The following is a 14709-nucleotide window of genomic DNA, read 5'->3' on the forward strand; positions in this document are numbered from 1 at the left end:
TGTGATATCTCATAACCGTATGCATCCCTAACGCCACCTACTATGTATTTCTATGTAGCTGAATTAACATATTTGGTTATGGATAGCCCCTTCCCACATTTGAGTCTGATCAACATAAGCTTCATTACACTTTGTTATGTTACCTACGGACTTATCGCACTCAAGTTTGTGAAAGTTATATCCAGAACACATCGGACATAGCAGGAGGATCTATGATTAAAATTGAAGATTTGAGCTTTTCTTATCCCAAAGCCTCTCGCAAAAACCTGGATCATTTACATGCTGAGTTTCCCGAACAGACCGTGAATATGATCATTGGCAAAAATGGTTCTGGCAAAACGACATTATTTGATCTGATCGCAAATGTGGTTAAACGTCCGTCAGAAATACAAGGTATTCCTGATGAGAAGGAGATCATCTACCAGCTTTGCCACTTGCCTTTTACTCAAAATTGTACAACAATAATTACCAGTAAAGAGTTAAATTGTGCAACAAACTGTGCTAAATTGAAGATAATAAAAAAGAGCAAGGATGCGCTAACATCCCTACTCTTTACAACAGCCGCTTCTAAGGGTGGTGGCTGTGCATAGGTAGCTGAGATAGACCATACCTTAGCTGGGGCGGTCTATTTCTTTTTGTTTTGATTATTTAAGGCAATTAACACCGAATCACCACAGGCATCACCTTTGCGGCAATTAGAAAATATCTGATTGATATGACAGGAATTGCATTCGACATCAATGGGTTTTATTCATCAAGGGATCATATGAGACATTTATTAAAATGGGTGATGGGGTGAATCCTGACTTGGCGTTTCTGTGAAATGTGGATGGATCACGATATGTGGACAAAACATAAGATTGCGTATCCATATGTTGTATGTGTTTTTGATTAATGTGCATTTAAAAAATACTAAACTTATGAAACTAAACCTTTGTAAACAATCATTTGATTTTGCAAAGGAAAAAAATATGAATTTTTTGGCAATGTATCCTAAAATGATGTAAAACGAGGGGGTGCATGCTATGGGTGAACCGATGCAGATTAAAGATCGAATTGAACGGGATAGGCAAAAGTTACGTCGGTTGGCGGAGAATCATGGCATGCAGGATAACAAAGTCCTCGAACAGTCCATGGTTTTGGATGAGCTAATCAATGAATATTATCGATTCCAATATAAACATATGATGAAGAGACAACCGATTGCTTAATGCAGTCGGTTTTTTAATGTGACCCAAAAGAAGCCGACTGCTAAATTGCATTCGGCTTTTTAATGTTTTCCGAAAGATAACTCACCCTCCCCTAACGTACTCCCAGAACATCCCTCCATCCCATCCAATTCCTCTTTAAATTCCGTACTAAATCCATAGCTTACAGGATCGTCACGACATCTCTAAACTGGATATGATGACCTCAATTCACCCGGAATGGATGCATCTGTTTGCTCCAACGGGATGAACCTTTTCATCGAACAACAGCTAGGGTTCATACAATGAAACGAAGGAGGGGGACAAGTGAATGACAGAAAGGACACTGAAAGGTTTTCTTTCTATTCGGGATTTCATAGGTTTCAGCTCGATTCGAAAAAGCATAAACCTGCGCTCCAAGCTGCTAGTGCTTTTTCTGGCATTGACGCTCTTGCCGCTTAGCTTGCAGGGGGTGATGAGCTACGCTCATTTCTCGCAGACGCTGGATCGCAAGACGGAGCAGTTCACGATTGATATGGTGCGGCAGATCAACACCAATCTGAACCGGATGCTCAAGGATTTTGAAAGGTTGTCGCTCTTGCCGCTGTATGACGAGACCGTTCTTGGCATCCTGCGGAAGTACGATGGTTCGATGGGTTCAGGGACGTGGGCCAAGTCGGATGATTATCAGAAAATGAAGCTGTATACGTCAGCTCAAGCCTATGATCGGCCAGAGATTCGAGGCATTCATCTGATCAGCAATAGCGGCATTCTGTTCTCCAATCTGGACTCCCTTGCAGTCAAACCCGTCTGGGACGGCAACCAGGAACAGTGGTTTACTGAACTGAAAGGCACAGAAGGCATATGGCACGTGCTTCCTCCGCATATTCCCGGCTACTACGTAAGTGGTCAGGAAGCGGAATACATCACCGTGGGCAGAGAGCTGCGTGATCCGGGGACGCTACAGCGGCTGGGGTACATTTTGATCGATATCCGGCTGGAGGCCTTTGGGCAGCTATTATCCAACCTGAATTTTGAGCAAAAAGCAAGCCTGATGATCGTAGACAGCCAGCAACGTCTTATTTTTGAAAAAACGTCAACAGACGGGTTATCCGCTTATGCTCCTTTGTTATCCCATGGAAAGCTTCAGGATTATGCAGACCATCAGAAGATAGCACTGGATGGACGTTCCTACCTCCATGTAAGGCATCATTCAGGATATTCGGGGTTGTCCGTGATCGGCCTGACGCCAATTACGGTCATTCAAAAAGAATCAGGGGAGATGCTGACCTTTACGATGGGACTAGCCCTTCTCTGTATGGCGGCTGTAGCAATCCTCGCCGTACTGGTATCGTATAGGGTCACCCGTCCGCTTATTCGTCTGAAACATCATATGATTCGTGTGGAGCAGGGGGATTTCAGCCAGCGGGTTACCCAATACAGCAGTGATGAACTGGGGCAGATTAGCAGAGGATTTAACCGCATGATGGAGGAGATCCATCGCCTGTTCCATGAGGTGTATATGCTCGAAATTCAGGAACGGGAAGCAGAACTGTCGGCACTGCAGAGTCAGATGAACCCTCATTTTATATACAACACGCTGGAGTCGATCAACATGATGGCTGTCCGCCAGAGACATGCAGAGGTGTCTGCTATGGTGACAGCGCTTGGCAGACTACTGCGATACACCATTGATAAGGCAGATCGCATGGTGACGTTGCGGGAAGAGCTGGCGTTTGTCGATTCTTATGTACGAATCCAGCAAGTGCGTTACAACGGTGAATTGGAGATTATCTATGACATGGAGGAAGAGGTTAACGACTGTCTTGTTCCCAAGCTGATCCTGCAACCACTGGTGGAAAATGCGATCTGCCATGGGATCGAAGGACGGCTAGCAGGCAGCGACACGGGAGGTATGATCTGGGTATCTGCTGTTGTATTCGATCAGGAACTGCTCATCAGTGTCCGGGACAACGGCAAAGGAATGGAACAGGAGGAGCTGGATCGGTTAAATGCTTCTATCTCTGGACAGACCGTTTCTGGAAAAAACGTGCATCCACCCGCTAATCCCATTCTGCATCGTCATGCCGGGGAGAGTCTGGGGCTGCACAATATCGCTCAAAGGCTGCACCTGGTGTATGGAAAAGACAGCGGACTAAGTGTGGATGGCAGTCCTGGGCAAGGGCTGGTTGTTACCTTATCCATTCACCTTCAACGGAAAGGGGATTGATACGCATGTATAAAGTGCTGCTTGTCGAGGATGAAACGGTGATTCGCCAGGGATTACGAGAGTTGATTGTACAGGCATCCCCTCAGTTTCAGGTGGTGGGGGAAGCGGCAAGCGGAGCCGAGGCACTGGAGGTACTGCGCTGTGAAGTGCCGGATGTATTAATCACGGATATCCGTATGCGCGAGATGGATGGATTGACGCTGGTTTCATTAGCGAGAGAGATGTACCCTGATCTGCTGATGCTTATTATCAGCGGGTACGGAGAGTTCGAATATGCACGCAGGGCAATGGAACACGGGGTATTAAGTTATCTTTTGAAGCCAATCGAACGTCATGAACTGGTGAAATGTCTGGAAAAAATACAATCGCTGCTGGACCGTAGGTATGGTCTCTCCACACTTCCCATCCCCGAAACCTCTGGCACAGCCAACCCGGAACACGGGGAACCTCGCAAAATTATTCGTAGCGTGAAAGAGCACATCCACCAGCATCCCGATGGTGATCTGCGGCTCCAGACGGTTGCTTCACTGGTCAATCTGAACCCGACGTATCTGAGCCAGTTGTTCAAAACCGAGACGGGCATCAACTATTCCGAATATATCGCGGAGGCTCGAATGGAGCGTGCCAAGTGGCTGCTGGCCAACACCGGACTCAAAATCTATGACGTTGCCCGGTTATCTGGATATCAGAGTCCGAAACATTTTATGTTGGTTTTTAAACAGCAGATGGGATGTACCGCAGGGGAGTACCGTGATGGTTATGGTGTACAGCGTGGGGAGTAGTAAGAAACAGAGAGTAAAGGTAAGAGATTAGCACTAGCACAATGCCTCTTGGTTTAGAAGAGTTTGGACGAGCGAAGTATAGAGAGCATTTAGGCGATTACTGTATGAGGGCAGGGTTAGGAGCCACGAAAAAAACCTCTTTAAATTCCGTACCATTTCTGCAACTGACGTGATTTAGGAGCAAGCAGCGCTTTCGATATACTGGGGTGGCACAAGAATACCATAACGTCCATAAGGGGGATTTCGATGAAAAAAGCAGGACTGATGCTGATTCTCGCGATTATGATCACAGCTCTAATCGGGTGTACTAGCACCAATACGGGCGGGGGTTCTAACGCCTCTGGTGGAGAGAACGACAAGGTAGAGCTGAAGTTCATGATGTGGGGTAATCAGGCCCACATTGATGTGTACAACAAGCTGATCGATGGCTTTACCAAAGAGAACCCGGGCATCAAGGTAACGATGGAATCGGTACCCTTTGCCGATTATCAGCAGAAAATATCGGTGCTTGCCGCTGGTGGCTCGCTCCCGGATCTGGCTTGGGTATCGGAACGCATGATACCACAGTTCAAGTCCAATCACATTCTGGCCGACGTGTCGGCGTTCAAGGATGATGCACAATTCAAGCTGGACGATTACATTCCCAGCACGCTGGATCTCTTCCGTGAGGGAGATCAACTGTTAGGCCTGCCGTTTTCTACACCGCCGGTGGTAATGTTTTATAATAAAACGCTCTTCGACAAAGCCGGGCTGACCGATCCAAACACGCTGGCTGCCAAAGGGGAGTGGACGTGGGAACAGTTCGAGGCATCTGCCAAAGCCATCACCAGCAAAGATGCGGCGAAGCGCATTTACGGGGCTAACTTTTTTCGCGACTGGAAGACTTGGGCGGTGCTTTCCTCGTACTCCTGGTCTAATGGAAGCGGGCCGTTCAACGAAGATATGACAGCGTTTACCTGGAATGACCAGTACGGTGTGCAGACCTTCGCGATGCTGGAACGCATGATGTTTACCGACGAATCTCACCCGAAAGCGGGCGAACAGGTGAGCTTTGATGCAGGCAATGTGGGCATGTTCTTCGATAACTACAGCTATGTGTCCAAAGCGAGGGAGATCAAGGATTTTGAGTGGAGTATTGCACCTATGCCGTCCGGCTCACAGGGCAGCGTACCGATGCTGGGGCAAGCGGGCTATGCCATGTTCAAGGATAGCAAGCACCCGGAGGAGACGAAGAAATTGCTGAAGTATTTCGCCAGTGAACAGGGAACGCAAGCAACCGCGACGTACTTTGTGCCTGCGCGTACTTCGGTGCTGAACTCCGATGCTTTCATCCAGCAGCCGAACAACCCGAGCAAAGAGCATATCGTGCAGGCGGTCATTGATGAAATGCCGAAAGCCCGTCTGATTCCGGGACATATCCGCTGGCAGGATATTGATAACGCGGTACTGCAAGGTTTTGACCGATTATTCGCCCGTACAGCCTCGCCAGAGGATAATTTGAAACAAATGCAGACGGAAGTGCAGCGCATATTGCAGCCCTGAAGAGTTGGAGAGTGAAGGAGTGCGGGAGATGAAGCGTAAATAAGATAGAGCGTAGGGAAGACGGGAAAATGATGGAAAGAAAAATGACGGAAAAAAAGTGAATGGGGCGTATGCAGAGTGAGAGAAGTGAGAGAAGTGAGGGGATGAACCAGGTGGAAGACATGAAGAAGGGTCAGCAGACGGAGCAGATGCAGCAGCGTTCGCAGAGGAAGGAACAGACAAAGGGGTCACAACAGATGCAGCATTCTCAGAGTTGGCAGAACCCGGAGAACGCGCAGAACCCGCAACATTCACATCAAGTCGGTCAACTTCGGACTAAGCAGCATGTGCAAAAGACAGGTCAACTGCAAGCCATGCTGGAGCAAAAACCGTTGTCGCTCATCGTCAGTCTGCCCGGGAATGATCTCGCACTGGCTCGGGCGGCACGGGAGGAAGGTGCGGATGCTCTGAAGGTGCACTTTAATGTGGGCCATCGCGCAAGCGGCAACCATTTTGGTCCGCTGGATGAGTACACCGAGGTATTTCGGGCGATCCGCTCGGAGTTCGCTGGTCCGTTCGGCGTTGTGCCCTCCGGCAGTATTGAAGGCACACGGAGAGAAGATGTGGAGCGCCTGGCGGGTATGGGCTTTGACTTCTACTCCATCTATGCGCATCATCTGCCTTCTTTTATGTTGCAAAATCTTGGGCTGGAATCTACGTTTGCGATTAACAACGAGTATGATGTGTCTCTGGTGGCGTCTGCTGCACATTTCGGCTTTACTGCACTAGAGGCTTCAATTGTACCCGGCAAAGAATACGGCACCCCGCTCAGCTTTGCGGACGTGCTTCATTATCGGCAACTGGTCTTGCAGGCCGGAGTACCGGTACTTGTCCCTTCCCAGCGCAAGCTGGTGCCGGAGGATGTTCCCGTGCTTCACCATAGCGGCATCAAGGCCATTATGCTGGGGGCCATCGTTACAGGCAAAACGGAGGATGAGCTACGTAGAGCGGTGAGTAGCTTCCGCAATGCAATAGATCGTTTGACTGGGAGGGATGGCTCGTGAGCCGATCCAACAAGCGAAGACGTGGAGGGCCGCTCGCCAGGGAAGCGCAGATTGCTGGCTGGTTGTTTATTTCGCCAATGGTGCTGGGCTTTACTTTGCTGCTTCTGTTCCCGATGGGGCTTGCGTTGTATATGAGCCTGACGGATTGGCCGCTGCTTGGGGATCACCATTTTATTGGACTAGAAAATTATCGGAATATTATGACGGACGCCATGTTCTGGGAAGTGCTTGGCAATACGGTTTACTTCACGGCAGGTCTGGTGCCGCTGAATATCGTGCTCGCTTTGCTGCTCGCCCTGCTCTTATCCAAAAGCATTCGAGGGATCAGCCTGTTCAGAACGGCCATTTTCGTCCCGGTGATGACGTCTTTAATTGTCTGGGCCATCGTGTGGAAGCTGATGTATGCAACAGAGTCGGGACTGATCAATCAGCTATTGCTGATGATGGGGATTAAAGGCCCTGCCTGGCTATATGATCCGAACCTGGCCATGCCTGCGGTCATTGTGACGAGTGTGCTGAAAAATGTCGGGCTGAACATGGTGCTGTTCATTGCAGCACTTCAGCAGGTCCCGCGTTCCTTGTATGAAGCGGCGACACTGGATGGCGCGGGCAGAAGGGCTTCTTTTTTCAACGTCACCCTGCCTATGATCACGCCGACCGTATTTCTGACCGTCGTGATGACCGTCATTGGGTCGCTCAAAGTATTTGGACAGATCTATGTCATGACCCAAGGCGGGCCGAGCAACAGCACGAAAGTTCTGGTCTATTACATCTGGGAAAAAGCGTTCAAGCTGTTTCAGTTCGGCTATGCTTCGTCCCTTGCGTATGTGCTGTTCCTGATTGTGCTGATTCTGACGCTGCTGCAATGGCAGCTCCGAAAGAGGTGGGTGTTTGGTGAAGGCGATGCCTAGTTTGTCAGGCCGAAGGTTCGGGGCTGCGGTTGGCACCTATTTGATACTGTCGGCAGTTTCGCTGATCATGATTGTTCCGTTGATCTGGATGGTCTCGACATCCCTCAAGGAACCGCAGAGCATATTTACCTATCCGCCGCAGTGGATACCGGACAGCTTGCAATTTCAGAATTATATCGATGTGTTTCGATTGATTCCGTTTCACCGTTTTTACGGGAATAGTGTGTATATCTCTGCGTTGGTGGTGCTTGGCACGGTGTTTTTCGCTTCGCTTGCGGGGTATGCTTTTGCCAAGATTCCGTTTAAGGGGCGGAATGTGGTCTTTCTCATTTTGCTGAGCGCGATGATGATTCCGCATGAAGTCACAGCGATTCCGATGTTTCTGTTTATGCGGCAGCTAGGGTGGATTGATACGCATCTTCCGCTGATTTTACTGCCGATCTTTGGCGCGGGCGGCGTGTTTGGCATCTTTGTGATGCGGCAGTTCTTTATTACGGTGCCCACCGAGCTGGAGGAAGCGGCCATGATTGATGGCTGTAGCCGATTTCGGATTTATTGGCAGATTATGCTTCCGCTTGCCAAGCCGGGTATGGCGACGCTGACGATTTTTACATTTGTGACGAGCTGGAATGAGTTCTTTGATCCGTTGATTTTTATCAATTCGAGAGAGCTGATGACGTTGCCGCTGGGGTTGTCCCTGTTCACGGATGAGGTGGGCACAGCCTGGCAGTATTTGATGAGTGCAACCGTGATGGCGACGGTGCCGCTATTGATCGTCTTTTTTCTGGCGCAGCGGCGTTTCATTGAGGGTGTGGCGATGACAGGATTGAAGGAGTGATCGGGATCGGGAAGCTGCTGGAAGGCTGGGAGAATTGAAGGGTAACAGAGAAGGGATGGTGAGAACCGTGGGAACGGTGAGAACGGGGAGAAGCGCGAGAGGATAGGCGAAAGCAGACAGACAGAGGCAGGATGCATCAGGCATCAGGCGATTGGAAGGGCAGCATATCGTCTGGAAGGGAGAGGGCATGTTTGAATGAAGTGGCGAATGTCAGAAGGGAAACGGCGGATGTTGTCGTTGTCGGAGGCGGCCCCGCGGGAATAGCGGCGGCGATTGCAGCAGGGAGGCAGGGTGTTCGCGTGCTTCTAGTGGAACGCTACGGATTTGTTGGCGGGATGTCAACCGCTGCTATGGTCTACCCGTGGATGACGTTTCATACGGAGCAGGGTGAGCAGGTCATTCGGGGAATTGCACAGGAGATTGTGGACCGCTTGCAGGCACGTGGAGGTTCGCCGGGTCATCTGCGGGATACGGTTGGTTTTGTGCATAGCGTGACACCGTACGATCCGGCTGTGTATCAGGTAGTTGCGGCAGAAATGTTGAGAGAAGCGGGTGTTCGGCTGTTGCTGCACAGCTTCGTAGATGGTGTTACTACGGTGGATGACCGAGTAGAGGCGGTGCGAGTGACGAACAAATCCGGTCAGCTGGAGCTTCAGGCGAACGTATTTGTCGATGCGAGCGGTGATGCGGATGTGGCTTATCTGGCTGGGGCCACTATAGCGAAGGGGCGGGAGGAAGACAGCCAATCTCAGCCCATGACGATGAAGTTCCGTATGCGCGGCGTGGATCTGGGGCGTGTAAAACAGTATATGCAGGAGCATCCGGAGGATTTTTATGAGAAGACACCTTTTGCCGAGTTAGACACGATTCCGTTGACGGGCGTGAGCGGCTTCTATTCACACTGGAAGAAAGCGGCGGTGCCGATTCAACGCGATCAGGTGTTATTTTTTACCGGGCCAGCAGAAGATGAAGTGTTGATTAACTGTACCCGGGTGCAGGGGCTTGATGCCACCAATGCTGTGGATTTAACCGAAGCTGAACAGGAAGGACGGAAGCAGGTGCTTATGATTGCCGAATTTCTGAGGAATGATGTGCCTGGTTTCGAACGGGCTTCAATCTCGGCTGTAGCCCCACAGATCGGTATTCGTGAATCCAGACGTATTGTTGGGCGCTATGCACTGACTCAGGAAGATGTCGTTGCAGGGCGGAAGTTCGAAGATGTAGTCGCTAGAAGCGGTTATCCTATCGATATTCATGATCCCTCCGGGCAGGGTGTGACTGCAGCCTTTATTGAAGGAGATGGTGCGTATGATATTCCCTATCGTTCGCTGCTCTCGCAAAATATCAGCAACTTGCTGGCTACCGGACGCTGTATCTCCACGACACATGAGGCTCACGCCACAACCAGACTGACCCCAAGCTGTATGGCCACGGGAGAAGCTGCGGGAACAGCTGCGGCTATGGCGGTAAAGCTGAAACTTGCGCTTGCAAAGCTTCCTGTATCACTGTTGCAAGCAGAGTTACGCCAAAATGGTGCGGCAATTTGAGCGGAAAGGTTGGAATAAGAATGGGCCGGGGGGGGAGAAGCTGCGAGAACGTCTTAGGTTCGTTGGAAGGGAAGACGGATTCGTAAGTAACACGGCTTAGAATGTGTGGGGCTGCGAACCTTTGAAGCTAATCTACTCTCCCAGAACATTAGTGAAGGCGAAATAACTCGGTAAAGGGAACGAAGTTAGGGTAACCGCACAGTGGTGAAATTCTAGCTATGATGAACGTAAACAAGGATAGCCCTCCATATTGCTGCACTCGTAGGTTAAAATGGAAAGTGACAAAACCACCATTTCAGAGCTACACAGCAAAGGAGAGCTATCACTATGCAGTCTACCACAAAATTCATCGGTTTAGATGTGTCCAAAGAAAAAATTTCGGTGGCTATCGCAGACGAAGGACAGGCCAAACCTCGGTATTACGGGTCCATTGCGCATTCGCCTGCCGCTTTACGTAAACTCATCAAAGCGCTTGGACCTGCAAATACCTTGTCCTTCTGCTATGAAGCTGGTCCGACAGGATACGAAACCCACCGCTGGATTGAATCTATGGGTGCACATTGTGTGGTCATCGCTCCGTCCCTCATTCCCAAACGTGCAGGGGATCGAGTGAAAACCGACCGCCGCGACGCAGAACAACTGGCGCGTTTATTTCGTGCGGGCGAACTCACTCCCATTTACGTTCCCGCTCCAGAGGATGAAGCTCTGCGTGAATTGGTTCGTGCACGTGAAACAGCTAAAGAGGATTTACACCGGGCTCGCCAGCGTGTGCTCAAGTTTTTACTTCGCCACCAGATCCATCCGCCGGAACACATCAAACGGGCCTGGACGAAAAAATATCGGATCTGGCTGGGAACAGTCACTTTCCCGCAAATCTCGATGCAAACCGCATTTACCGAGTATCTTCACACACTGAATGAGGTGGAACAGCGGATTAGTCGATTGGAAAAAGCACTTATTGAAGAAGCGGCGACCCATCCCAAAACGGAAATGATCCGCATCTTGCAGTCCCTTCGCGGCATTGGTTTTCTGACGGCGGTTACCCTGGTTTCGGAGATCGGTTCATTTGCCCGGTTTTCTTCCCCAGCGAGGCTCATGGCTTACTTGGGCCTGGTTCCCCGTGAGCATTCGTCTGGAGCCAGTACCAAACGAGGTTCCATCACCAAAACAGGGAATGGGCGCCTACGTCGAACCTTGATCGAATCGGCTTGGAGTTACCGTCACCGACCGGCGGTGAAAGGAGACTTAGCCATCCGTTTAGAAGGTCTGTCCGCGGACATACAACAGATTTCATGGAAAGCGCAGAACAGGCTACATGCTAAATACCGCCGTCTGATCTTTGGAAAACACAAGCATCCCAATGTGGCGATTGCCGCTGTAGCACGTGAACTGATGGGCTTTATTTGGGCGGTTGCCCGAACCATGGAACAGCCGAACGCAAAGTAAGTTGTTTTGCATTTGTCCAAGACGTTCGTCACAAGGGAATAGGGTAAAACTCGGAGTCTTACGCCCGGGGGTTCATGAAAAGGTTCAGGAGAGAATCTGTGTTGATCGTTTGCACTAGGCTCTACGTGGGCTGAACGTGCGTTTCTAGCTTACAACCGCTCTCCTTGACGAAGGCATACCATGTGGTAACCAACCCACGGATAGCAGCGTGCCAACCGTCGCTCGCATATGGACCCCCGCGCTTAGGACTTCGACGAAATTGCAGTATTTTTGTGCTGGGCTTGACTAAAACGTTCATAGCAACGATCACGAGTGACGCTATTTTGCCAAGATTGCTCGGAATGGGGCGTAAAATGGCCTGAATCAGCAAAATAAGCTTCCTACGGATCGTTAGAATTGAAAATGCCTCAAAAATGGCTAAATAAGCTCATCTGAGATCGTTAGAATTCAAGAGCTCCAATTCCACGAAAAATGTGGAACGGGAGCTTTTGAACTTCGAACCGTTGCTTTGTTTAGCTCATATTGCGAGCGACTCCACTTCGAGCATTGAAGCTGGAGGAGTTGAATCGCGAGCAATCGTAGCGGTTGCCTCAAACCGTTCAACATGGAGCACTAGAGCAGCATGGCTCCGAACCGTTGCCACAAGCAATGGAAACAAAACAACTGAAACAAAACAACTGAAACAAAACAACTGAAACAAAACAACGCTTTACCTCCCTAGTTCATTCGTGCCTCAAGTCTTCTGGCAACGATCGAGAGGGAGTAGTTGATGATGAAATAGAGTACAGCAGCGAGCAACAACGCCGGGATGATGTAATCGAAGCTTTGACCTCCAAGGATCTGCACATTGCGCATCAGCTCCGGCAGGGAGATGATGATGGCCAGTGACGTATCCTTCAATAGAGAAATAAATTGGCTGACCATGGGCGGAGACATGCGGCGCAGTGCTTGTGGCATAATGATACCGCTGAGCGTCTGCATGTAACTTAGGCCAGAGGAGCGGGCAGCTTCCACCTGACCGCGTTCTACAGACTTAAGACCGCTTCGCACGATCTCAGCGATCATGGCGCCTTCGAACAGACTCAGTCCTACAACCGTGGACCAGAAGGGTGGCATTTTAATACCAAGCTGTGGTAGCACGATATGGATAAAAAAGATGATGAGCAGCAGCGGCAGGTTACGAATGGTATCTACGATAACCGCCACAATCTGGGAGAGGACGGGGATTCGTGTAAATCGTATCGTACCGAGCAGTGTGCCCAGCACAAAGCTGAACACAATGGATAAGCCTGCAACTTGAAGGGTCACCCAAAATCCTTGCAACAGGAAACGAAGGTTAGGCCATTCATAGGCCCCGCTAAAGTCCATACGTTCGATGCCTCCTACGGTGAGCGATATATGTTCAATGCGTCACCACATGTGACTGGATTAGAAATGCTCTACATCGTAACCTGCCCGGCAGGTTTATTTTTCTTCGGTTTTCCTTTGGGCTTGCGTGCTTCTGCATCACTCTGTCCAAATCTGCGTTCCATATAATGCACCAGAAAGCTGAGCGGTAAGGTCAGTATCAGATAGAACAGAGCAACGATGGTGTAGACGCTTAGTGGCTGGAACGTATCGGAGTTCACAATGTCGGCAAAATACATCAAGTCCATGCCGGCCACAACCGCCAGGATGGATGAGTTTTTGACCAGATTAATAAATTGATTGCCAATAGAAGGTAGTACAATTTTGATGGCCTGCGGCAGGATGACCAGATTCATGGCCTGTACATAAGACAGTCCCGATGAACGTGCGGCCTCCAGTTGACCTCGAGGTACAGTTTGGATGCCTGCCCGAATCGCTTCTGCGATGAAAACGGCCGTGTATATGGTTAGTCCCAGTGTGCCCGCGACAAATCCATCCAGAGAAATACCCAGCGAAGGCAGTCCGAGATAGAAAAAAAACACAACCAGCAACAACGGAATGTTGCGGATAAATTCAACAAAGGCCGTACCAAACCAGTTCAACGGTTTGACCGGTGAGATTCGAAAGATCGCCAGAATGGCCCCGAGTACAAAGCTGCCAATCAGAGCCATCACGCTCACTTGAATTGTATTCAGAAATCCTTCCATAAAGCGGTCGGAGTGTCTGAACAGTACGCTGAAATCCAATGTGCCCATAACAAGAGCCCCCGTTCTCCAGGTGTGAAAATAAAACAACAGCGCATCTGCTGCATACGTATTTCTCGTATACGGCAGATGCTTGCAGTGTATATTGAATGTTTAGCTGATGGTAGATTTGCTCATCATCAGGTACTTGGACTATTCAGGCTTGCTACCTAGCCACTTTTCATGCAACGTGTCATACTCACCGCTATCCTTCAGGGCTTTCAGCATCTTGTTCACATCTTCTACAAAAGCCGTATCGCCCTTGCGAATCGCCATGCCGTATGGCTCACTAGTGAAGTTGCCGCCAACCAACTTGTAGTTGTTGTCCGTCTGCTGCATGCCGATGAGGATGATGTTATCGGTCGTCAGCGCCTCGCCTTTGCCTGCTTTCAGCGCTGTAAACGCATCTTGATAATTATCAAACTCCAGCACGTCGGCTTTCGGTGCCTTCTCGCGGATATTCTGTGCAGACGTAGAGCCTTTCACGGCAAGCACTTTCACACCATCCAGGCTCTCCAGACCAGCGATGGCACTGTCGTTTTTCACCAGAAGGGATTGGCCTGCCTCGAAGTACACATCACTGAAATCCACTTGCTCTTTCCGCTCATCCGTGATGGTCATCGTCGCAATGATGATGTCGATATCTCCGTTTTGCAGCATCGGTATCCGTGTTTTGGACGTTACTTCTTTCAGTTCGACCTTCGTTTCATCTCCCAAAATCTGCTTGGCCAGTGCCTTGGCAATATCGATATCAAAGCCTTCCACATCTCCGCTTGCCGGGTCTTTGAGTCCAAATAACTTCGTGTCATATTTCACGCCAGCAATCAGCTTGCCGCGTTCCTTAATCCGTTCAATCGTACCTTGCGCTTCCGCATCGCCCCCACCGCTTGTGGAAGGTGTGTTTGTACCAGTGGAGTTACAGCCAGATAATACGAGTGATAACATAAGCACCAACATTAACGTTAAAGACGGGAACTTCATATTATTGTTCATCAATTTAAGACCCCTTTCAAAATGTGGAGTGAGCATAAAT

13 protein-coding genes are annotated in these 14709 nt (G+C 49.7%); 10 read left to right on the top strand and 3 right to left on the bottom strand.

What is annotated here, in order from left to right:
* Window positions 1–212 precede the first annotated feature (212 nt).
* The 10 genes from MKY23_RS02020 to MKY23_RS02065 all read left to right on the top strand — a co-directional run bounded on the left by MKY23_RS02020 (window position 213) and on the right by MKY23_RS02065 (window position 11526).
* The gene (locus MKY23_RS02020) at window positions 213–590 is read left to right on the top strand and encodes an ABC transporter ATP-binding protein (RefSeq protein ID WP_221790889.1); all 378 of its coding nucleotides are present in this window, start codon (window positions 213–215) and stop codon (window positions 588–590) included.
* A gap of 435 nt (window positions 591–1025) precedes the next feature.
* Window positions 1026–1211: an aspartyl-phosphate phosphatase Spo0E family protein gene (locus MKY23_RS02025; RefSeq protein WP_221790891.1), complete on the top strand. Its 186-nt coding sequence runs from the start codon at window positions 1026–1028 to the stop codon at window positions 1209–1211.
* A 307-nt stretch (window positions 1212–1518) separates the two neighbouring features.
* Window positions 1519–3417: a sensor histidine kinase gene (locus tag MKY23_RS02030; protein WP_339834902.1), complete on the top strand. Its 1899-nt coding sequence runs from the start codon at window positions 1519–1521 to the stop codon at window positions 3415–3417.
* Window positions 3418–3422: 5 nt separating this feature from the next.
* A complete protein-coding gene (locus MKY23_RS02035) occupies window positions 3423–4199 on the top strand; it encodes a response regulator (RefSeq protein WP_339834904.1) in 777 nt (258 codons plus the stop codon).
* Window positions 4200–4445: 246 nt separating this feature from the next.
* On the top strand, window positions 4446–5741 hold the full coding sequence (locus tag MKY23_RS02040; RefSeq protein ID WP_339834906.1) for a sugar ABC transporter substrate-binding protein: 1296 nt from the start codon (window positions 4446–4448) through the stop codon (window positions 5739–5741).
* 110 nt (window positions 5742–5851) lie between these two features.
* Window positions 5852–6784, top strand: a complete 933-nt coding sequence (locus MKY23_RS02045; RefSeq protein ID WP_339834908.1) for a hypothetical protein — start codon at window positions 5852–5854, stop codon at window positions 6782–6784.
* Entirely contained in the window at window positions 6781–7695 is a 915-nt protein-coding gene (locus MKY23_RS02050; RefSeq protein WP_336121291.1) for a sugar ABC transporter permease, read from the top strand. Before MKY23_RS02045 ends, MKY23_RS02050 begins: the two co-directional genes overlap by 4 nt.
* Window positions 7688–8533 carry a carbohydrate ABC transporter permease gene (locus MKY23_RS02055; protein WP_336122757.1) on the top strand — a complete coding sequence of 282 codons (846 nt, stop codon included), beginning with the start codon at window positions 7688–7690 and terminating at the stop codon, window positions 8531–8533. The genes MKY23_RS02050 and MKY23_RS02055 overlap by 8 nt, the downstream gene beginning before the upstream one ends.
* Window positions 8534–8724: 191 nt before the next feature.
* A complete protein-coding gene (locus MKY23_RS02060; protein WP_339834911.1) occupies window positions 8725–10080 on the top strand; it encodes an FAD-dependent oxidoreductase in 1356 nt (451 codons plus the stop codon).
* 327 nt (window positions 10081–10407) lie between these two features.
* Window positions 10408–11526: an IS110 family transposase gene (locus tag MKY23_RS02065; RefSeq protein WP_154985940.1), complete on the top strand. Its 1119-nt coding sequence runs from the start codon at window positions 10408–10410 to the stop codon at window positions 11524–11526.
* 717 nt (window positions 11527–12243) lie between these two features.
* Here MKY23_RS02065 and MKY23_RS02070 read toward each other — a convergent pair.
* The 3 genes from MKY23_RS02070 to MKY23_RS02080 all read right to left on the bottom strand — a co-directional run bounded on the left by MKY23_RS02070 (window position 12244) and on the right by MKY23_RS02080 (window position 14669).
* Window positions 12244–12894, bottom strand: a complete 651-nt coding sequence (locus tag MKY23_RS02070) for an amino acid ABC transporter permease (protein WP_090918873.1) — start codon at window positions 12892–12894, stop codon at window positions 12244–12246.
* A 71-nt stretch (window positions 12895–12965) separates the two neighbouring features.
* The gene (locus MKY23_RS02075; protein ID WP_090918871.1) at window positions 12966–13688 is read right to left on the bottom strand and encodes an amino acid ABC transporter permease; all 723 of its coding nucleotides are present in this window, start codon (window positions 13686–13688) and stop codon (window positions 12966–12968) included.
* Window positions 13689–13829: 141 nt separating this feature from the next.
* Window positions 13830–14669 carry a transporter substrate-binding domain-containing protein gene (locus MKY23_RS02080; protein WP_339834913.1) on the bottom strand — a complete coding sequence of 280 codons (840 nt, stop codon included), beginning with the start codon at window positions 14667–14669 and terminating at the stop codon, window positions 13830–13832.
* Window positions 14670–14709 lie beyond the last annotated feature (40 nt).

It is taken from the genome of Paenibacillus sp. FSL R7-0272 (assembly GCF_037969905.1).
GTDB classification, from domain to species: domain Bacteria; phylum Bacillota; class Bacilli; order Paenibacillales; family Paenibacillaceae; genus Paenibacillus; species Paenibacillus polysaccharolyticus.

Coding starts and splice junctions, on each gene's coding strand:
- MKY23_RS02080 (WP_339834913.1), bottom strand. CDS start 14,669: ATGAACAATAATATGAAGTTCCCGTCTTTAACGTTAATGTTGGTGCTT.
- MKY23_RS02040 (WP_339834906.1), top strand. CDS start 4,446: ATGAAAAAAGCAGGACTGATGCTGATTCTCGCGATTATGATCACAGCT.
- MKY23_RS02035 (WP_339834904.1), top strand. CDS start 3,423: ATGTATAAAGTGCTGCTTGTCGAGGATGAAACGGTGATTCGCCAGGGA.
- MKY23_RS02075 (WP_090918871.1), bottom strand. CDS start 13,688: ATGGGCACATTGGATTTCAGCGTACTGTTCAGACACTCCGACCGCTTT.
- MKY23_RS02025 (WP_221790891.1), top strand. CDS start 1,026: ATGGGTGAACCGATGCAGATTAAAGATCGAATTGAACGGGATAGGCAA.
- MKY23_RS02020 (WP_221790889.1), top strand. CDS start 213: ATGATTAAAATTGAAGATTTGAGCTTTTCTTATCCCAAAGCCTCTCGC.
- MKY23_RS02030 (WP_339834902.1), top strand. CDS start 1,519: ATGACAGAAAGGACACTGAAAGGTTTTCTTTCTATTCGGGATTTCATA.
- MKY23_RS02045 (WP_339834908.1), top strand. CDS start 5,852: ATGCAGAGTGAGAGAAGTGAGAGAAGTGAGGGGATGAACCAGGTGGAA.
- MKY23_RS02065 (WP_154985940.1), top strand. CDS start 10,408: ATGCAGTCTACCACAAAATTCATCGGTTTAGATGTGTCCAAAGAAAAA.
- MKY23_RS02070 (WP_090918873.1), bottom strand. CDS start 12,894: ATGGACTTTAGCGGGGCCTATGAATGGCCTAACCTTCGTTTCCTGTTG.
- MKY23_RS02055 (WP_336122757.1), top strand. CDS start 7,688: ATGCCTAGTTTGTCAGGCCGAAGGTTCGGGGCTGCGGTTGGCACCTAT.